Source organism: Variovorax sp. HJSM1_2, assembly GCF_049316285.1.
Classification (GTDB): Bacteria; Pseudomonadota; Gammaproteobacteria; order Burkholderiales; family Burkholderiaceae_C; genus Rhodoferax_B.
Window position 1 is genome coordinate 26,499 of record NZ_JBMOXA010000032.1, and the last position, 18,720, is coordinate 45,218.

Below are 18,720 nucleotides of genomic sequence, written 5' to 3' on the forward strand. Positions count from 1 at the left end.
GTTAGGCCGTTTTAATTGCTTTGAAACCTGAAGCAGGCCGCAGACGAGCACTGCCGCGTTTGGAATTCGACTTGGCGGGCAACACTCCCAACAGAGGCAGACGCAAGCTTTTAAGCACGTCGCCATCGGTACGCAAACGCCGATCGCGCGCTTCACGCATCAACGCGGCAGCCAACGCAAGCAGGGCCCCAACCAAGAAGGAGACAGCAATATTGAGAGCGACACGTGGGGACGACGGCTTGATCGGAGCAACCGCACGCTTGAGTACGGACACGTTGGTCTGCGTAGTTTGGCTCTCCATATCGCTCTGCCCGGCACGGGACACAATGGCGTCGTAAGAGCGCTGTGCGTTTTCCACGTCTCGCTGCAACACCGTGAGTTGGTCACGCTGACTCTTCAGGCCCAGAAGCTTTACGCGCTGTTCGGCAACAGATGCCTGCAGTTGGGCCAAGCGGGTTTGGTTGATGTTGTTGGTGACAACCAAACTCCCCACAATACGCTTGGTTTCACTGTCGATAGCCGATTTGATCTGCGCAATCTTGGCGCGCAGCTCCACTATTTCTGGATAGTTTTCGCCGAGCTTTGCGCTCAGTTCGTTCAGCCGGGCTTCATCGCGGCCCAGTTCGGTGGACATCGAGAGAATCAGCGGATTATTAAAAACCTCGGGCATGCGGTTGGGGTTGCCCACCGATTGAGACTGTCGGCCACTGGACTCGTTGGATATACCTTGCAGAACAACCAGTTGAGAAGTCAGCTCCGCTAGCCGCAGACTCTCTGCATCGACCTTTTCGTCTGTGGCAATGATGCCGCTTTTCTGCTGAAAACCGGACAACCTAGCCTGCGCCTCTTCCAGCACGCTGCGCAGTTCTTTGCCCCGCGTATCGAAAAAGCCGTTGTACTGCTTGGCGGGTTCCACACGTAACTCGAGCGTAGTTTCGATATAGGCCTTCACCCACGCATTTGCCACATCGGCGGCAAATGCCGGGTCAGGCGATGTGTAGGCCACCGTGATCACATTTGAATCTTTGGTCGGCGTTACGTCCAACTTCTGCATCATCCCGCCAGCAAGCCAGGACTTGAACTCCCCCTGGCCATCGGTGTCCTCGCGCCACTGATTTTGGAGCTTGGCGTCTTGATCCAAGCCTAACTTTTCGATGGCCCTTATGGCTACCCGCTCGCTCTGGATCACGTTCAACTGCGTAGCCATGTAGCCAGCCGTGTTCAAACCAGGGAGCACTACTCCGGCGATGGGATCCGGAGACTTCACGTCCAGCACGGCGGCGGCAGTCGCCGTGTACTGCGGCGTGCGAAGCAAGGTTATGCCGACCACGAAAGACACAACAAGAACCCATACCAAGGCGGCAATTCGCCAGCGGGCACGTAACGCAATCAAAATTTCAGTAATGGTCATTTCGCAGCTTTCGCAAGATTCGCGCCACGCCACATGCGGTTCGCACGGACAAATTGGCCCCATTCAAAGCGCATTGTGTCTGCTGGTACTTTCTGCAAATTAGTGCTTTCGGACTATTGTTGCGCCGCAGCATTTTCTACATACTAACCCTAGGAACTAGCGCAAGTCCAGCGCTAAGGGGGAGTAAATGATGCACAGAATGTCAATCAAAGTTGCAGTGACGGCCTTGGCTTTCACAGCCCTAACAAACGTCCATGCTGCCGTGGAACAGTCCAAAATTCAGGCCAACAGCCTGCGCACCACGACTGCTATCTCCAGCAGCATCGACCAGCCGACACGTCCCAAACTGATGACCACCAGCACGGTGGCAACCGAGGGTCGATCGAACAACCCGGTTGCGGCGCTGGAGGAATCCAACACACTGGGTATGTTGCTCGCCGGTCTAGCCATCATGGGCTTGGTTGTTCGACGCCGGATGAACTGAAGCTTTGTGCCCCTTGGGGAAACTGTCGCCCCAAGCTTGCTTGAGCCAACGTGGCCGATCTTCCTGATTTGGTTCGCATCAAGCAGCGAGACAAAGTTGGATTAGTCGTGTGGCAACTGGCTTGCCAACCAAGCTTGCGCCAGTAAAGACAGACAAGGGTTTTAGGAAACCCAAATTTCCTCATACGGGATAGGAGCACAAAAATTGCCCTGACAACATCCCCCGAACTCACGAGACTGGCCCGCAGTGGCGCGTTGCTGCGTGTTTGTCTCGGTATCGGCACCTTGGCTCCATGTGACACATTGGCGCACGCCGTTATATCGGCCCTAACACTTCAGAACAGACCATGAATCGAGAAATTCGCATCGATATTATTCGAGGTCTGGCAATGATTACCATTGCGTTGAACCATATGGGTTCCCTACTGGATGATTTGGGTTATCAAGGGATAAACATTCCTACCTTGACTCACTTTGGCTACTCCTCGTCAGCCGAAATATTTTTTCTAATCTCCGGCTATATGGTTGGATTGGTATATCTCGGCAAAGCCAATTTAAAATCAAAAACTTTCTCTAGGGCTGGAAAAATCTACCTATACAACTTATTGACATATATCCTGGTCATTACCTTAGTCTATTTTTTGCCAAACAAGGTTGAAGTCGCCACCGACCTGAACTATTCACTTGATAACCCACTTTTCGCGACCGCCAAGTTCCTGCTACTTCTTCAGCACCCCTATTTACTCGGCGTGTTACAACTTTATGTTCTATTAATGCTTTTAACGCCTGCGGCGGCGGCGCTACTTCAGTACAACAAAATTTTATTTTTCTGCATATCAGGCAGCATTTTTTTAGTTACGAAATTTTTCCCCCATTTCAATTTGCCAGGAGGCTCGCCAGACGGGGACTGGTTATGGAATTTCAATCCATTTGCTTGGCAATTCATCTTCTTTATCGGCATGTACCTCGGGAAAATTGGTATGCATAAACCTTTTTTCGCATGGCTCGACAAATCGAAGAAAAATATTGCATACATTTTAATAATTTTTACTATCTTTGCAGTAATTTTTCGCCTAGGCATTGGCACCGGATTGCATAGTGCTTTCTTCTCTAAAACCAATCTAGGTTTCTTTAATTTTGCACATGCGTTTTTGGGCGTAGCCACAATGGCAGCCTTTTCTACCATACTGATGCATAACGCCAGGTGGATTGAGAAATTACTAACCAATGTGGGAAAAAACACTTTAGAGTGTTATGCAATGAGCATCCCCATTACTTATATTCTGGGTGGGATTTGGCTCAACTTGCCAAATAATCTCTCATCATATATTTTGGTAAATGCTCTTGTGATTGCGGGAGTTCTCATCACCACATTGATGAAATCCCATCTGAATCGCGCCCACCCCACACTCAGTCCGATAAGAAGCGCAGAATAATCTCCTCAAAATCCGATCCAATCCTATAGAGCTAGATTTTCAGTTTCAGGAAATTTATTTCAATATCAAGGAGGAGTCAATTGATTGGTGAGACCGATACAAATCAATGTCGCGGCCTCGTGTTCCCGGGACTTCAAATCTCAATCAATGTGTGAGGAACTTTCACTATGAAATCTATTAAATGCGCCTGGCTTTTAGGTGTGGCAACACTGGCCTGCGTCACGACTGGTTCTGCCGTTGCTGGTCCCGTCATTACGGATTGGAACTACACCGTGAGTGCAGCCTTTGATACCGCATCACCCACTTTTTCCAATTCAAGTGGTTGCAACTCCATAAGCGGCAGCTTATTGTCTTGGGGATCATGTACGTCAAACCTCTCCCCTATCGGTAACCCGAGTCGCAGTGGACTTGGCATAGTGAACAGCAATGCCACAGGTGTCATACAGACCAATGGCGCGGCAGGGATCGCCAATACCTATGTTCATTACAACAATACGGCAACTACCGGGACTCTGCAGACGGCGATAGTCCAATCATCCCTGACTCTTTCTTCTCTTGCACCAGTCGCAGGTTTAGATTTTGGACCGGCGACGTTGCCGTATTTCATCCAGTTTGTGGAAACGGCTAATAACGTCCCCTTATCGACTTGCGTAGTGACGGATAGCACACGCCCTTGTGCCGATATTTTTGTGATCACGGGTGTGCTTGAAAACACATTCAGCCTGGATGGGAATACCTACAAGGTGAGCTTTTTCGCGCCGACAGAAGATCTCTACACACTCTCAGATGAAGTCTGTGCCGCAGCGAATGCGGCTTCGGGTTGCACCGGATTCACTACGCAGGAACGTGAAACCAACGCCTTCACCTTCAACTTCACCATCACCAATGTGGCGGCTGAAGTACCCGAACCATCGAGTTTGGCTTTGATGGGTTTAGGCTTGGCGGCTGCGCTGGGCGCTCGACAAAAGCGTCGTGCTCGGTCGGACCGGGTGGAGAGTTGACACAGAGGCTCTGTCCATTGGCCTTGTTTAGAACAGAGACCGAGTATGGATAGAAGTGAACACGCAGGTACAAAGCCGTTCTGCAGGAACAGGATGTCGGGCGACTGATTCCAGGACTGCCGTCCAATAGTCGCCCGCTTCACGCAGCAGTGAGGCCCACTTGGGACACCCATGGAAATCTAGTTGGGCGGCAGCGCTGCAACCCATCCGACGTGCGATCAAGCCCCGCGAAAGATGAAATACACCGCGCCCACCATGCACAGCCCGGCCCAAACGTAGTCCAGCTTGAACGGCTCGCCCATGTAGAACATGGCAAAGGGCAGAAACACCGACAGCGTGATCACCTCCTGCATGATCTTCAGTTGCCCCAGACTGAACCCGGCCTGCTGAAAACCGATTCGGTTGGCTGGTACTTGTAGCAGGTACTCGAACAGCGCAATGCCCCAACTCGCCGCTGCCGCCAGGTACCAGGGCGCTGTCGCCAGATTCTTCAGATGGCCGTACCAGGCAAACGTCATGAACACGTTGGACAACACCAGCAGCAAAATGGTCTGCAGCGACAGAGGAATGGACGATAGAAATTGCATGGCGGGATTATGCAAAGGATGGACCAAGCGTCTTGTAGGACGCCAGGTAAAGACTAACGCCGCCAGAACGACGGCGTCAGCAACGCCATCAAGCTCAACAGCTCCAGCCGCCCCAGCACCATCGCAAAGGTGCACACCCAGATCTGAAAATCGCTGAGCACCGCGTAATTCGACGCGGGCCCAACCTGACCCAGGGCCGGGCCCATGCAGTTGATGCTGGCGATGACGATGGAAAACGCGGTGACGGGGTCCAGGTCGGTGGCCAGCAACACCATGCCCAGCACCAGGATGGAGCCGCCATACACCAGCATAAACGCCAGCACCGCAAAGATGGTGCGCGGCTCAACCACGCGCTGGCCCAGCGTGACCGGCTGCACCATGCGTGGATGCGCCAAACGTCTGACCTCGTGCAGGGCTTGCTGCACCAGGATCACCAAACGCACCATCTTGATCCCGCCGCCCGTGGAACCCGCGCTGGTCGCCACACCCGATAGCAGCAGCATCAACACCGGCGCAAACACCGGCCACTGCAGAAAGTCGACCGAGGCATAACCCGTGGTCGAGGCGACCGAGATCACATGGAACATGCCCAGACGCAGTGCGGTCAGCGGCGCGTAAACCCCTTTCACCCACAGCAGCAGCGACACCAGCAGGCCGCCCCCGAGCAACGCCGTCATGGTGGCGCGCATCTCAGCATCGCGCCAAAACACCTGCACGCTGCCCTTGCGCACGGCGATGAAGTACAGCGCAAAGTTGCAACTGGCCAGCAGCATGAAGAACATCGCCACCAGCTCCAGCGGCACTGAATCAAAGTACGCAAAACTGGCGTCGTGTGGTGACAAGCCGCCCAGGCTGGCGGTGGTGAACATGTGCATCAGCGCGTCCAGCGGTGTCATGCCACAGGCCCAGTACGCCAGAAAACAGGCCACCGACATCACCGAGTAAATTTTCCACAAACCCTTGGCGGTTTCGGCCATGCGTGGAGTCAGTTTGGTGTCTTTCACCGGCCCCGCCACCTCGGCCTTGAACAACTGGCTGCCGCCCATGCCCAGCAGCGGCAACACGGCCACGGCCAGCACCAGGATGCCCATGCCACCCACCCACTGCAAAAAGGTGCGCCAGATGTTGACCGACACTGGCAAAGCGTCCAGTCCGCTGAGCACAGTGGAGCCGGCCGTGGTCAGGCCGGACACGGCTTCAAAGTAGGCATGGGTAAAAGTCAGCGGCTGCTGCAACAGCGAAAACGCCAGCAGCAAGGGCAGTGCAGCAAACAGCGGCAACACCACCCAGGTGGAGGTGACCAGCATCACGCCATGGCGCGGATGCAACTCGCGCGAGAACTGGCCAAAGCCGCGCCACAGGCTCACGCCGCAGGCCAGGGTGATCATCATGGACAGCGGATAGGCCAGCATCACACCATCGGCAAACCACCAGGAAAACGCCCACGGCACACCCATGGCCAGCGCGAAGAACATCAGCAGCAGGCCAAGCACATGGAGAACCGGGAACAGGTCTTTCATACCGGCAACGCCAACACTAGAAGAAGGTGGCGCTGACGCGGAACAGCTTTTCCACGTCGCGGATCAAGCGCTTGCGCGGCAGGAAGATGACCACATGGTCGTTGCTCTCTATCACCGTGTCACCATTGGGAATGATCACCTGGGGCGGCGGCAGGTCGGCAACATCGTCGTCGGCTGGCACCGTGTGCGACTCTGGCAGACCACGCACCACCAGGCCGATATGCGCCTCCGCCGGCAGGCGTATCGCATCCACCTTGCGGCCCACCACCCGCGAGGTCTTGCGGTCGCCGCGCGCCACGATCTCCAGCGCCTCGGCCACGCCCCGGCGCACACTGTGCACGGCTTGTACATCACCCTGGCGCACATAGGCCAGCAGTTCACCCAGCATGGCCTGTGCGGGCGACAGCGCAATGTCGATCTGCGTGCCGTGCATCAGGTCGGCATAACTGCGCCGGTTGATCAGCGCCAGCACGCGGGTCGCGCCCATTTGTTTGGCCAGCAGGCTGGCCATGATGTTGTCTTCGTCGTCACTGGTGATGGCGAGGAACAGGTCCACATCTTCAATGCCCTCCTCCTCCATCAGGTCTTCGTCGGTGGCGTCGCCCTGCAGCACCAGCACTTCGGCCGGCAAGATGGTGGCCAGCTCGACACAGCGCTGCGGATTCGACTCTATGACCTTGACGTTGTAATTCTGCTCGGACTGGCTGAGCTGCAACGCCAGGCGCAGACCAACACGGCCGCCACCGGCAATCAGGATGCGTTGCACCGGCCGCGCCGTGGCCGGATCACGTCTATGCAAGGCATGCAGCACGGCCGGAATATGCTCGCGCGCGGCCAGCACAAACACTTCGTCGCCGGGCTGTATGCGCACATTGGCTTCACAGATGATGAAGCGGTCGGCCTCTTCTTCGAGCCGCCGGTAGATGGCCACGATGCGCATGGCCACACCCGGCACCAGCGCCGCCAGCTCGGCAATGTTGTGGTTGACCAGGGGTGCACCGGCCACGGCACGCACCGACACCATACACGCCAGTCCGCCCGCGAACTCGCGCACCTGCAGCGCCTCCGGGTGCTCCACCAGCTTGCCTATGTAATTGGTCAGCGACGCCTCAGGGCAGATGATTTGATCGACCGCAAAACCGTCGTGGCCCATCAGTTCGTGGTGCTCTTGAAAGCCGCTGGAGCGCACACGGGCGATGCGGGTCGGCACGCTGAACATCATCTGCGCCAGCTTGCAGGCCACCAGATTGGTTTCGTCGCGTGCGGCACAGGCGATCAGCAAATCGGTATCACGCGCGCCAGCATCGGCCAGCACTTCCGGGTCGACGCCGCTGCCTACCACGCCGCGCAAGTCCAGCCGGTCCTGCAGCTCGCGCAGGCGCTCGGGATCGCTGTCGATGACGGTGATGTCGTTCTGCTCGGACAGCAGCGCGGACGCCACACTTTCACCAATGCGGCCGGCGCCAATGATCAGAATTTTCATGCTGGATCCTCAGCTACACAACGGTGGGCCAGGCAAGCAGTGAATGTCTTGGTCTTGCACTGCCGCCAATTGTGCGGGGCTCACCTGGTCGGGGGCAATCTCGGCCAATGGCAACAGCACAAAAGCACGATGCAGCATACGCGGATGCGGCAGCGTCAGCTGCGGGCTGTCGATATGGCTTTGGCCATACCGCAGCAGGTCCAGGTCGAGTGTGCGCGGGGCGTTGAAATACGGCCGCTCTCGGCCTGCGCCCTGCTCTATGTTTTGTAGCTGCTGCAGCAAATCTGGCGCGCTCAAATGCGTCAAAACCTCTACAACTCCATTCAGGTAATCGGGACCGCTGGAATCGATGGGGGCGCTGCTGTAGAGCGACGAGCCGAGCACCAGGCGGGTACCGGGCAGCGCGGCAATCGCCTGACCGGCAGCACGCAGAGCGGCAGCCGCATCACCCAGATTAGCGCCCAGCGCGACAAAGGCCCGAACTTCAGGCCGCGCGCCCAGGCCAGGAAAATCAGTCACCGCTGCCTGCGTTGGGTGCGCCCGCGCCACCAGCTTCGGCGCGTCCGGCACCCGCTGGTTTGCGACGGCGGCGGCGTTTGCGTGGCGCCGCAGCTTCGCCGCTCTCGCCCGTGACGCCTGCTTCACTGGCCTGCGCTACAACTGCGGCTTCAGCCGCAGCGTCACCCGCAGGCATGGCGGCCTTCTTGGCCGGAGCCGCACGCTTGGCAGCACCTTCGGCTGCGGCTTGACGTGGCACACGCACCACGCGCTGGCGTTGGTTGGCTTCTTCGCGCGCCTGGGCCAGCAGGTCTTCGCGTTTGTCGTCATCACCGACACTGAACTCTTGCCACCATTCACCCAGGGCTTCGTCGACCTCGCCGGTGTCGGCGCGCAGGCGCATGAAGTCGAACGCGGCGCGGAAACGCGGCTGGTCGATCAGGCTGAAGGCCGCGCTGCCGGTGCGCTTTTCAAAGCGTGGCTGCATCAGCCAGATTTCGCGCATGTCGCCGGCCAGTTTGCCACGGCCGGACACGTCGCCTATACGCGAGTCGAACACATCGTTGATGGCATCTTGCAGCGCCGCAAACGGCGGTTGGCGGTGTTTGTTCTGGCGCTGCGCCCAGCCTTCGCGTACATCGGCCCACAACACACAGGCCAGCAGGAAGCTCGGTGCCACGGGTTTGCCTTCGCCGACGCGGCGGTCGGTGTCTTGCAGGGCGGCGCGCACAAACGGCTGGTCGGCGCGCTCCACCACCACGTCCAGCAGCGGGTAGATGCCGGTCGCCATGCCAAGCGCCTTGAGCTGCTCTATGGTGGCAATGGCGTGGCCGGTTTGCAGCAGCTTGAGCATCTCGTCGAACAAGCGGCTCTGCGGCACATCGGCCAGCAGCTTTTGCGAGTGGACCAAGGGTGCGGCCGTTTTCGGCTCGAGCTTGAATCCACGCGCGCCCAGCTTGGCGGTAAAACGCACAGCCCGGATGATGCGCACCGGGTCTTCGCGGTAACGCGTGGCCGGGTCGCCAATCATGCGGATGATGCGTTTCTTGCTGTCCGCCATGCCACCGTGGTAGTCCACCACGATCTGGCTCTTGGGGTCGTAATACATCGCGTTGATGGTGAAGTCGCGGCGCGCGGCGTCTTCGTCTTGCGGGCCCCACACGTTGTCGCGCAGCACGCGGCCGCTCGAATCCACCGCGTGTTTCATGTTCGCCAGTTCACTCTTGCTGGTGCGCTCGTTGCCTTTGACCTGCTCGGCCGCAGCATTGTCCATCTGCGCGCGGAAGGTCGAGACCTCAATCACCTCGTGCTCGCGCCCGCGGCCATACACCACGTGCACGATGCGAAAACGTCGGCCGATGATGAAGGCGCGCCGGAACAGGCCTTTGACCTGCTCGGGCGTGGCGTTGGTGGCCACGTCAAAGTCTTTGGGGCGCATGCCGACCAGCAGGTCGCGCACGGCGCCGCCGACGATATAGGCCTCAAACCCGGCTTGTTGCAAGGTGCTGACCACACCGATGGCGCGTTCGTCCACCAGATTCGGGTCTATGCCGTGGACTGCGGGGCCCACTTCCACGCGTTTGCCGAGTTTGTTTTTCTTGGCCGCAGCAGCGGAGGCGGGTTTCTTCCCGAGAAGCTTGTCGATGAATTGCTTGATCATGTTAATTTTTGGAACAGGTCGAGTATGCGCCATCCGCGCTCGGTCGCGATCGCGCGCAGCCGTTCGTCGGGATTGGTCGCCACCGGATGGTTGACCTTTTCCATCAGCGCGAGGTCGTTGATGGAGTCTGTGTAAAAGGTGATGTCGACGTCGCCCCAATCTAGGCCACGCGCGGCCAGCCACTGCGCCACACGCGTGACCTTGCCCTCACGTGCCGAGGGCACGCCATGGATGTCGCCGGTGATCCAGCCGGGTTGGCCATCCACACCCTGGGTGCGCGCCAGCTCCACGGCCAGCAGTTCCGACACGCCCAGCTCGCTCGCAATCGGCCGGGTCACAAAGTCGTTGGTGGCCGTGACGATGACCACCATGTCGCCCGCATCCTGGTGTTGCCGCACCAGCGCACGCGCTTGCGGCGTGATCGCAGGCAGCACCATGGAGCGCATGAAATCAGCGTGTGCCGCTATTGATTTTTCTGCACCCTGGAGGCGTGCGGCGTCGGTGGCAAAACGCACGTAGTCGTGGATGTCCAACGTGCCGGCCTTGTAGTGGGCATAGAACTCGTCGTTGCGTTGCTTGAATTCGGCCGGGTCGGTCCAGCCGATCTGTGTGGTGAACACACCCCAGGAATAGTCGGAATCTATGGCCAGCAGGGTGTGGTCCAGATCGAAAAGCGCCAGCTTTTTCATGCTTGCCTTGGATGCCGATAGAGATGAATGAAAGCGCCCTCTTCGCGGGGAACGCCGCGGAACCGGCTTTGCCGGGCCGCTGACGTTGCCCCCTGCAAGGGGGTTGGCAGCCACACGAAGTGGGCAAGTCTGGGGGTGTTCACAAATTCTCCAGCATGGATTTGATCAGGGGAATCGTCAGCCCGCGCTGGGTCTGCATGGCAAAGCGGTCGAGATGGTCGAGCAATTGCATCAGGCTGCCCAGGTCGCGGCTGAAGCGTTTGAGCATGAAATCAACCACTTCCGTGCTGAGCTCCAGCCCACGCGCCTCGGCCTCAGACTGCAGCACGGCACGGCGTTCGTCTTCGTTGAGCAACTGCAGCGCGTAGATGTGGCCCCAGCCCAGGCGCGTGCGCAAATCGTCGCGCAGCAGCAGATCGGCCGGCGGCGCATCACCCGCGCCCAGAACCCAGCGTTGCCAGGTTTGCGCGTTGACGAACCATTTAAACGCCGCGTGTTGCTGCTCGGCGTTGAACAGGTGCACATCGTCCATCAGGATCGCGGCCCAGCGCTCGTCGAACTCGGGTGGCGACAATTCGCTGGGGTCCAGCCAGCCAACCACGGCGCCCTGCTCGCGCAGCGATTCACGCACGGCTTTGAGCAAATGGGTCTTGCCACTGCCGCTGGGCCCCCAGATGTAGCTGGGCACAGGTGAACGTGTGGTCTGGCTGGTCTCGGGCCCGGCCCAGAGTTGCAAATGGCGCAACGCGGCTTCATTGGCGCCGGGAAAGAAGTTTTGCAGCGTAGGCCCCGAGGCCATACCGATATCGAGCACCATTTGCTGCATATGCCGAGGCTGGGTCACACCTTGCCCCCGGTATAGAGTGGGCTGGCCAGATAACCGGTGCGCAGGCGGCGAATCGCCACCAGCAGCACGGCACTCGCCGGCAAGGCGATCAGCACGCCCACAAAACCAAACACCTGGCCAAACGCCAGCAGCGCAAAAATCACCGCCAGCGGGTGCAGGCCAATACGCTCCCCCACCAGGCGCGGCGTGAGCACCAGGCTTTCCAGCAGTTGCCCCAGACCAAACACAACAGCCACCATCACCACCACCTTGGCCACACCCAATTGCAATAGCCCGGCCAGGATGGCCAGCAGCAGCCCCAAACCAAAACCCAGGTAAGGCACAAACATGGCCAGGCCGGTGAACAGACCAATCGGCAGCGCCAGATCCAGGCCAAACAGCGCCAAACCAATGCTGTAGAACGCCGCCATGATCAGCATCACCAGAATCTGGCCGCGCAGATATTGGCCCAACACCTCATCGGCCTCGTGGGTGAAGCTGTCAAAACCGGGGCGCGCACGCACCGGCACCAGCTCTTTCAGCCGTGCCACAAACGGCTTCCAGTCCATCAGCAGATAAAACAAGGCCACCGGGATCAGCACGGCATTGCCCACCACCGCCAGGGCCACACTGCCGCCCAGCTTGAGTGAGGACAAGGCAGACGCCAACGAGGCTTCGGTGTTGTCATTCAAATACTGGCTCAGCAGACTTTTCAGGCTGGCGATGTCCAATGACACCTTCAGGCCCCACTGCGCCAGAAGTGGCTGCAGCCAGTCGTTGAAGCGGTCCAGCCCACGGGGCAGTTGCTCGCGCAGCAGCGGGATTTCCTTGGCCACGATGGGCACGATCAACAGCAGCAAAGCCATCAGCGCCAGCAAGAACAGCAGCTCCACCAGCATCACGGCCAACACCCGCGGCACCCGCCCGCCTGCAGCGCGGTCAAGCCGGTCGACCACCGGGGTCAAGCCATAGGCCAGCACGGCAGCCACCACAAAGGGCACCAGCACCGGGCCGAGCAGCCACAGCGCCAGCACGGTCACGGCGGCAATCGACAACCAGGCCAGGGCGTGGCGTTGGGTCGAGGTCAGTTGCATGAGAAGAAAAAGAACATTCAGAGCGCCACAGCAGTGGCCGGTTGGAGTTCGTTGCGGGTCACGGTCCGCAGGCGCGGGACGCGGCAGGGTCAGTAGCCCTTAAAATCAGGCAAATTCTATAGGGATGCGTGCACTTCTCCGCGCTGCGTATCCTGTTTCTGCCCTTTCCCTTCACTGGTTTTCCTCCAAGCAGCTTCAACATGACCTCATCCAACGCCACGCCCCTCTCGTACAAGGACGCCGGAGTCGACATCGACGCAGGTGACGCCCTGGTCGACCGCATCAAGCCTTTGGCCAAGAAAACCATGCGCGAAGGCGTGCTGGCCGGCATCGGCGGCTTTGGCGCGCTGTTTGAAGTGCCCAAGCGCTACAAAGAACCGGTGCTGGTGAGCGGCACCGACGGCGTGGGCACCAAGCTGCGCCTGGCATTTGAATGGAACATGCACGACACCGTGGGCATAGACCTGGTGGCCATGAGCGTGAACGACGTGCTGGTGCAAGGCGCCGAGCCGCTGTTCTTCCTCGACTACTTTGCCTGCGGCAAGCTCGACGTGGACACCGCTGCAGCGGTGGTGGGCGGCATCGCCAAGGGTTGTGAGCTGTCTGGCTGCGCCCTCATAGGCGGCGAAACCGCTGAAATGCCCGGCATGTACCCGCCCGGTGAATACGACCTCGCAGGTTTTGCGGTTGGCGCGGTCGAAAAGAGCAAAATCCTGACGGGCCAGACCGTGGCCGCCGGCGACGTTGTACTCGGCCTGGCCTCAAGCGGCGTGCACTCCAACGGCTTCAGCCTGGTGCGCAAGTGCATAGAACGCGCGGAAGCCGCGGGCACACTGCCCGCCACGCTGGACGGCAAGCCGTTTAAACAGGCGTTGATGGAGCCCACCCGCCTGTATGTGAAGAACGTGCTGGCCGCGCTGGCCCAGCATCCGATCAAGGCGCTGGCACACATCACCGGCGGCGGTTTGCTGGAAAACATTCCGCGCGTGTTGCCCGAAGGCACGGCTGCACATCTGAAGGCTGGCAGCTGGCCACAAACCGAACTCTTCGCCTGGCTGCAAAACACGGCCGGCATCGACGATTTTGAAATGAACCGCACCTTCAACAACGGTATCGGCATGGTGGTGGTGGTGCCCGCGGCTGAAGCCGAAGCCACTGCCGCCACGCTGCGCGCAGCCGGTGAAACGGTCTACACCATTGGTGCCATTGCAGCGCGTGGCCAAGGTGCGGCGGTGGTCGTGGCCTAAGGCCTCAGGCAGCCCCCTAAAAAAAGGCCCGCTGGTTCGCCAGCGGGCCTTTTTTCTTGCGCCTTCAGCTGATCAAGCGGCCGCTTCGCGCGGCGCAGGCAAACGCCCGGCAGCGCGCTCTTGCAGCACAGCGGCATCGCCCGCCAGCGTGAAGATGGCCACTGTCTGCACCAACTGCTGGGCCTGGCTTTCCAGGCTCTGCGCGGCGGCGGCACTCTGCTCCACCAGTGCGGCGTTTTGCTGCGTGGAGTTGTCCAACTGCGCCACCGCTTGGCTGATCTGCGTCACGCCCGTGCTTTGCTCGGCACTGGCGGCACTGATGTCGCTGACGATGAGGCTCACGCGGCGAATCGCCTCCACCACCTCCTGCATGGTTTGACCGGCCTGGTCGACCAGGGCCGTGCCCTGCCCGACTTGCGCCACGCTGTTGTTGATCAAGGCCTTGATCTCCTTGGCGGCGCCGGCACTGCGCTGCGCCAGGCTGCGCACTTCACCGGCAACCACGGCAAAGCCACGGCCCTGCTCGCCCGCACGCGCCGCTTCGACTGCGGCGTTCAACGCCAGGATGTTGGTCTGGAACGCAATGCCGTCGATCACGCTGATGATATCGGCAATTTTGCTTGAGCTGGTGTTGATGCCGCGCATGGTGCTGACCACTTGCAACACCACCTCGCCGCCCCGGGTGGCCACGCCCGAAGCGTCTTGCGCCAGTTGGCTGGCGGTTCTGGCGTTGTCGGCGTTGTTGCGCACCGTGGTGCTGAACTCTGTCATGGTGGAGGCGGTTTCTTGCAAAGCGCTGGCCTGCTGCTCGGTACGCAGGCTGAGATCGGCGTTGCCGCTGGCGATCTGCGCTGAGCCGGTGGCGATCGAGTCTGACGCACCGCGCACCTGGCCGACGATCTGCACCAGGCTTTGCTGCATGGCGCCCAGAGACGCCAGCACACTGCCCATAGGTGCGTTTTGCACACCGACCACCGGGCGCAAATCGCCGTCGGCCACACGCTGCGCCGCTTCACCCAAGGTGCCCGGCTCGGCACCCAGCGCGCGCGACAAGCTGCGCGTGAGCCAGATGCCCGCCACGGCGGCGGCGGCAAAAGCCAGCACACAGGCCGACACCAGCAAGCGCCACGCCAAAGTGAACTGCTCATCGGCCTGGGCAATCAGCTGCTGCGCACGGTCTTCGGTGGAGCGCGAAAACTCTTCCGTCTTCGCCACCAGCGCCGCCAGCAGGGGGCGGCATTCTTCGTTCATTTTGAGGATGGCTTGATCGCGCTTTTGCTGCAAGGCCAGGTCCACAATCGCCAGCGCAACCGGGCCATAGGCGGCTTCGACCTTGTCGATCTCGGCCACCAGTTGCCTGTCGGCCGGGAGCACGCCGGGCTGCGCCATCTGCTCTTTGAGCTTGGCCAAACGAGTCTGTACGTCCTGGTGCGCTTCCACAACGGCCGCCTTCTCCACCGCAATGTCGGCCGGCCGGGTGACCAGCACCAGGTTGCGCGCAGCAATGGCGCGGCGGTCTACCGCTGTGCGCACCTGCTCAGCCAGTTCGGCGCGGGCCTGTATGCCGTCGACAAAGCCAACAAACATACGGTTCGCGTTGCCCAACTCACGGACGGCCAAACCCGAGGTGAGCAACACCAAAATCGCCAATCCACCAAAAGCGGTCGTGAGTTTGGCGCGTACGGTCCATTGCGCAGAAGTCGACATCGTTTAATCCATTTGCTACAAAACCAGGAGCACCGCTGCACTTGCCCTAGCCCTGACGCAACGCGATAACGCACCATCGTGAACCATTTAAGACAAAAGCCGCAAGATTTGCATACATCGCACATCCAACACATTTGTTTTGCTGTTTGGCGAGCGGCACGGAATGTAAATTATTTGTCAATGAAATGCGAACTATTCCCATGATTTGCATCAATAAACGATGCATGGGGCTTCATTTGCTTAATATCCTAAGCAAATCGACCGTCAATGTTTGCTTTGTGCGGCTTTGAGCCAATCGATAAACGCCCGCAAGGCCGGACTCACCTGGCGCCTATCCGGGTAATAAAGCTGAAAACCTGGCTCGGGCGGACACCAATCGGCCAAGGCTTGCACCAAGTTGCCGCTTTTCACGTCTGCAGCGGCCATGGCCTCATAGACGTAGGCCCAGCCGACCCCACCCAGGGCAGCACCCAGCGCGAGTCGCTGATCGTCCACGGTGAGCGGGCCGTTCACGTTCAGCGTCCGAACCACCTCAGCCTTGCGAAACTGCCAGTGGTACAAGGCGCCGCTGGGGAAACGTTGGCGTATACAAGGACGCGCCAGCAGATCATCCGGCACCAGCGGCTCACCCTGGGTTCGCGCCACAGACGGCGTCGCCACCACGGTGAAACGCTGCATAGGCCCCACGGGTATTGCCACCATGTCGCGTGGCAAGGCCTCGGGAAAACGCACACCGGCATCAAAACCACCGGGCACGATGTCGGCCATCGCATCCTGACTGCTCACCTCCAGATGAATGCCGGGGTGGGCCCGCAGAAAGCCGCCGAGCAGCGGCTCCAGCCATAGGCTGGCAGCGCTGCGCGGCAGATTCAAGCGCAAGGTGCCGCGTACCTCGGTTTGAAACTGCCCGACATTGGCCATCGCCGCGTCCAAGCCCGCGAGCAGCGGGCGCAACTCGGCCAGCAGTTGTTTGCCAGCCTCGGTGGGCGCCACACTGCGCGTGGTGCGCTGCAACAGCGGCACCCCAAGCGACTGCTCCAAGGTGCGCACGGCTTGGCTCAGTGCCGAGGGCGACACGTTCATGGCCAGCGCTGCGCGCCTGAAGCTGGCCCATTCGGCCACGGCAGACAAGGCGCGTAAATGCAGCAGCTCGGGTGTAGGCATGGCGTCCATTCATTAACCAAACAGCACAGTACGTACTGATTTCGCCCGATTGTGCCGCAAACGTTTGCAGTGGATGATGCAGCCCTTGCCACTTCACCAACTTGATAAAACACCATGCACACAGCCGCCTCGACCCCTACCCGCGCACTTGCCGGCCACCAAATCCAGCCACTAGGCTTGGGCTGCATGGGCATGAGCGAGTTTTACGGCGCGCATGACGACGCCGAATCCCTGGCGACGCTGCACGCCGCGCATCAGCTCGGTGTGCGGCATTTCGACACGGCCGACACCTATGGCTTTGGCCACAACGAAGAGTTGCTGGGCCGTTTTTTGCGCGGACTGTCATCGGCCCAACGCGCCGAGCTGGTGGTCGCCACCAAGTTCGGCATCGTGCGCCAGCCCGGCCAATACGAGCGCCGCATAGACAACACAGCGGCTTACATTCGCAGCGCCGCAGAGGCTTCGTTGCGCCGCCTGGGTGTGGAGTGCATAGACCTCTATTACTGCCACCGGCGCAACCCGGAAGTGCCGATAGAAGACATGATGGGCGCCTTGGCCGACCTGGTGCGCGCCGGCAAGATAGGCGCCATTGGTTTGTCGGAAGTCAGCGAGGAAACGCTGCGCGCGGCCCATGCGGTGCACCCGGTAGCTGCCGTACAAAGCGAGTATTCGTTGTGGGAGCGCGGTGCCGAAGCCCGGGTGTTGCCCGCCACCCGCGAACTTGGTGCGGCCTTTGTCGCCTACAGCCCGCTAGGGCGCGCATTTCTCACCAACCAGCCGCCGGCCGATAACAGTCTTGCAGCCGACGACTTCCGCCGCGCACTGCCGCGTTTTCAAGGTGAAGCCGGCCAGGCCAACCAACAGTTGCACACCAGCATGGCGGCGATGGCCGCCGAACTGGATCTGCCTGTGGCCACCATCGCATTGGCCTGGGTGCTGCAAAAGCAGCCCCATGTGCTGCCGATTCCGGGCACACGCCGCCAACGCCACCTGGCGCAGAACCTCGCGGCCAGCACGGTCGTGCTGCCCATGCCGGTCATGCAGCGGCTGGACAGCTTGTTTGCGGCCGGAAGCGTACAGGGTGCGCGTTATCCAGACGCCGGCTGGGCCGGGGTCGAGACCCGCTGACCAGCGCCGGGCCAGCGCCGCCAGCCAGCACCAGCCTGGGCGCGCTAGACTGCGACTCCACTCGCAACACACAGAGGCCACACATGTTTGATATCTCTACCCTGGCCACCTTTGTGGCCGTGGTGCTGGGTTTGTTTTTGATTCCCGGCCCCGCCGTGTTGCTGGTGTTGACGCGCACCGTGCAAGGCGGGCGCAAGGTGGGCATCTACACCGGTTTGGGCGTGGCGGCAGGCGACTTCCTGCATACGCTGTGTGCGGCGGTCGGTTTGTCGGCTTTGCTGATGACTTCAGCCCTGGCCTTTAATGTCGTCAAGTGGGTGGGCGCGGCCTATCTGCTGTACCTGGGCCTGCGCGCTCTGTGTGCCAAGCCCGCCGGCGCGTCGGCCGGCCAGCCTACGGCCGCCCCCATCAGCGCCCGCCAGGCCTTTTGGCAAGCCATTCCGGCCGAGCTTTTGAATCCCAAGACGGCCTTGTTTTTCCTGGCCTTTCTGCCGCAGTTTGTGCAGCCGGAACAGGGTTCCTCGTTTCTGCAGTTTGCGCTTCTGGGCTTGATTTTTGTGGCACTGAGTGCGCTCTACACCACGCTGCTGGTACTCGCCATCCGGCCCCTGGGGCGGCTCGTCAAGCGCCTGGCCTGGCTCACACGCTGGCAACACAAGATCATTGGTGTGTTGTTCATCTCACTGGGCTTGCGGGTGGCCATGCAAGCGCGCTGAAGACGCACCAATAAATGTCTCAAAATGATCTAATCTGGTCTTTTTGTGCATTTCATGCAGGCCACTGGCG

The 18,720-nt window shown here is 60.0% G+C and carries 17 protein-coding genes; 6 read left to right on the plus strand and 11 right to left on the minus strand.

The window, feature by feature from the left end:
• Position 1: 1 nt before the first annotated feature.
• Positions 2–1,411: a chain length determinant protein EpsF gene (gene epsF, locus ACFQ95_RS22935; protein WP_422834816.1), complete on the minus strand. Its 1,410-nt coding sequence runs from the start codon at positions 1,409–1,411 to the stop codon at positions 2–4.
• A gap of 199 nt (positions 1,412–1,610) precedes the next feature.
• On the opposite strand from epsF, the gene ACFQ95_RS22940 reads away from it, so the two are divergent.
• The 3 genes from ACFQ95_RS22940 to ACFQ95_RS22950 all read left to right on the plus strand — a co-directional run bounded on the left by ACFQ95_RS22940 (position 1,611) and on the right by ACFQ95_RS22950 (position 4,331).
• Positions 1,611–1,895, plus strand: a complete 285-nt coding sequence (locus ACFQ95_RS22940; protein WP_422834818.1) for a hypothetical protein — start codon at positions 1,611–1,613, stop codon at positions 1,893–1,895.
• A gap of 346 nt (positions 1,896–2,241) precedes the next feature.
• Positions 2,242–3,330 carry an OpgC domain-containing protein gene (gene opgC, locus ACFQ95_RS22945; protein WP_422834819.1) on the plus strand — a complete coding sequence of 363 codons (1,089 nt, stop codon included), beginning with the start codon at positions 2,242–2,244 and terminating at the stop codon, positions 3,328–3,330.
• Between the two features lie 167 nt (positions 3,331–3,497).
• The gene (locus tag ACFQ95_RS22950) at positions 3,498–4,331 is read left to right on the plus strand and encodes a THxN family PEP-CTERM protein (protein WP_422834821.1); all 834 of its coding nucleotides are present in this window, start codon (positions 3,498–3,500) and stop codon (positions 4,329–4,331) included.
• Positions 4,332–4,549: 218 nt separating this feature from the next.
• Here the strand turns inward: ACFQ95_RS22950 and ACFQ95_RS22955 are convergent, their stop codons facing one another.
• From ACFQ95_RS22955 to ACFQ95_RS22990, 8 genes are all read right to left on the minus strand, one after another.
• Positions 4,550–4,918: a DMT family protein gene (locus tag ACFQ95_RS22955; RefSeq protein WP_422834823.1), complete on the minus strand. Its 369-nt coding sequence runs from the start codon at positions 4,916–4,918 to the stop codon at positions 4,550–4,552.
• A 53-nt stretch (positions 4,919–4,971) separates the two neighbouring features.
• Positions 4,972–6,438 (minus strand): TrkH family potassium uptake protein, encoded by a 1,467-nt coding sequence (locus tag ACFQ95_RS22960; RefSeq protein ID WP_422834825.1) that lies wholly within the window; start codon positions 6,436–6,438, stop codon positions 4,972–4,974.
• A 16-nt stretch (positions 6,439–6,454) separates the two neighbouring features.
• The gene (trkA, locus tag ACFQ95_RS22965; protein WP_422834826.1) at positions 6,455–7,921 is read right to left on the minus strand and encodes a Trk system potassium transporter TrkA; all 1,467 of its coding nucleotides are present in this window, start codon (positions 7,919–7,921) and stop codon (positions 6,455–6,457) included.
• 9 nt (positions 7,922–7,930) lie between these two features.
• Complete coding sequence (gene folK, locus ACFQ95_RS22970; RefSeq protein ID WP_422834827.1) at positions 7,931–8,440, minus strand: 2-amino-4-hydroxy-6-hydroxymethyldihydropteridine diphosphokinase; 510 nt, start codon at positions 8,438–8,440, stop codon at positions 7,931–7,933.
• A complete protein-coding gene (gene pcnB, locus ACFQ95_RS22975) occupies positions 8,433–10,079 on the minus strand; it encodes a polynucleotide adenylyltransferase PcnB (protein ID WP_422834829.1) in 1,647 nt (548 codons plus the stop codon). Before pcnB ends, folK begins: the two co-directional genes overlap by 8 nt.
• Positions 10,076–10,768, minus strand: coding sequence for an HAD family hydrolase (locus ACFQ95_RS22980; RefSeq protein ID WP_422834831.1), 693 nt, complete (start codon positions 10,766–10,768; stop codon positions 10,076–10,078). The genes pcnB and ACFQ95_RS22980 overlap by 4 nt, the downstream gene beginning before the upstream one ends.
• 139 nt (positions 10,769–10,907) lie before the next feature.
• A complete protein-coding gene (gene hda / locus ACFQ95_RS22985; protein ID WP_422834833.1) occupies positions 10,908–11,594 on the minus strand; it encodes a DnaA regulatory inactivator Hda in 687 nt (228 codons plus the stop codon).
• A 14-nt stretch (positions 11,595–11,608) separates the two neighbouring features.
• Positions 11,609–12,688 (minus strand): AI-2E family transporter, encoded by a 1,080-nt coding sequence (locus tag ACFQ95_RS22990; RefSeq protein ID WP_422834835.1) that lies wholly within the window; start codon positions 12,686–12,688, stop codon positions 11,609–11,611.
• 200 nt (positions 12,689–12,888) lie between these two features.
• On the opposite strand from ACFQ95_RS22990, the gene purM reads away from it, so the two are divergent.
• Complete coding sequence (purM, locus tag ACFQ95_RS22995) at positions 12,889–13,935, plus strand: phosphoribosylformylglycinamidine cyclo-ligase (protein WP_422834837.1); 1,047 nt, start codon at positions 12,889–12,891, stop codon at positions 13,933–13,935.
• Between the two features lie 72 nt (positions 13,936–14,007).
• Here purM and ACFQ95_RS23000 read toward each other — a convergent pair whose 3' ends face one another.
• Both ACFQ95_RS23000 and ACFQ95_RS23005 read right to left on the minus strand, forming a co-directional pair.
• Positions 14,008–15,642 carry a methyl-accepting chemotaxis protein gene (locus ACFQ95_RS23000; RefSeq protein ID WP_422834838.1) on the minus strand — a complete coding sequence of 545 codons (1,635 nt, stop codon included), beginning with the start codon at positions 15,640–15,642 and terminating at the stop codon, positions 14,008–14,010.
• Positions 15,643–15,906: 264 nt separating this feature from the next.
• Complete coding sequence (locus ACFQ95_RS23005; RefSeq protein ID WP_422834840.1) at positions 15,907–16,806, minus strand: LysR family transcriptional regulator; 900 nt, start codon at positions 16,804–16,806, stop codon at positions 15,907–15,909.
• Between the two features lie 114 nt (positions 16,807–16,920).
• On the opposite strand from ACFQ95_RS23005, the gene ACFQ95_RS23010 reads away from it, so the two are divergent.
• The gene (locus ACFQ95_RS23010; protein ID WP_422834841.1) at positions 16,921–17,934 is read left to right on the plus strand and encodes an aldo/keto reductase; all 1,014 of its coding nucleotides are present in this window, start codon (positions 16,921–16,923) and stop codon (positions 17,932–17,934) included.
• Between the two features lie 83 nt (positions 17,935–18,017).
• A complete protein-coding gene (locus tag ACFQ95_RS23015) occupies positions 18,018–18,650 on the plus strand; it encodes a LysE family translocator (RefSeq protein ID WP_422834843.1) in 633 nt (210 codons plus the stop codon).
• Positions 18,651–18,720 lie beyond the last annotated feature (70 nt).

Coding starts and splice junctions, on each gene's coding strand:
- ACFQ95_RS23000 (WP_422834838.1), bottom strand. CDS start 15,642: ATGTCGACTTCTGCGCAATGGACCGTACGCGCCAAACTCACGACCGCT.
- ACFQ95_RS22960 (WP_422834825.1), bottom strand. CDS start 6,438: ATGAAAGACCTGTTCCCGGTTCTCCATGTGCTTGGCCTGCTGCTGATG.
- epsF (WP_422834816.1), bottom strand. CDS start 1,411: ATGACCATTACTGAAATTTTGATTGCGTTACGTGCCCGCTGGCGAATT.
- ACFQ95_RS23015 (WP_422834843.1), top strand. CDS start 18,018: ATGTTTGATATCTCTACCCTGGCCACCTTTGTGGCCGTGGTGCTGGGT.
- hda (WP_422834833.1), bottom strand. CDS start 11,594: ATGCAGCAAATGGTGCTCGATATCGGTATGGCCTCGGGGCCTACGCTG.
- opgC (WP_422834819.1), top strand. CDS start 2,242: ATGAATCGAGAAATTCGCATCGATATTATTCGAGGTCTGGCAATGATT.
- trkA (WP_422834826.1), bottom strand. CDS start 7,921: ATGAAAATTCTGATCATTGGCGCCGGCCGCATTGGTGAAAGTGTGGCG.
- purM (WP_422834837.1), top strand. CDS start 12,889: ATGACCTCATCCAACGCCACGCCCCTCTCGTACAAGGACGCCGGAGTC.
- ACFQ95_RS22950 (WP_422834821.1), top strand. CDS start 3,498: ATGAAATCTATTAAATGCGCCTGGCTTTTAGGTGTGGCAACACTGGCC.
- ACFQ95_RS23005 (WP_422834840.1), bottom strand. CDS start 16,806: ATGCCTACACCCGAGCTGCTGCATTTACGCGCCTTGTCTGCCGTGGCC.
- ACFQ95_RS22990 (WP_422834835.1), bottom strand. CDS start 12,688: ATGCAACTGACCTCGACCCAACGCCACGCCCTGGCCTGGTTGTCGATT.
- ACFQ95_RS22940 (WP_422834818.1), top strand. CDS start 1,611: ATGTCAATCAAAGTTGCAGTGACGGCCTTGGCTTTCACAGCCCTAACA.
- ACFQ95_RS23010 (WP_422834841.1), top strand. CDS start 16,921: ATGCACACAGCCGCCTCGACCCCTACCCGCGCACTTGCCGGCCACCAA.
- ACFQ95_RS22980 (WP_422834831.1), bottom strand. CDS start 10,768: ATGAAAAAGCTGGCGCTTTTCGATCTGGACCACACCCTGCTGGCCATA.
- ACFQ95_RS22955 (WP_422834823.1), bottom strand. CDS start 4,918: ATGCAATTTCTATCGTCCATTCCTCTGTCGCTGCAGACCATTTTGCTG.
- pcnB (WP_422834829.1), bottom strand. CDS start 10,079: ATGATCAAGCAATTCATCGACAAGCTTCTCGGGAAGAAACCCGCCTCC.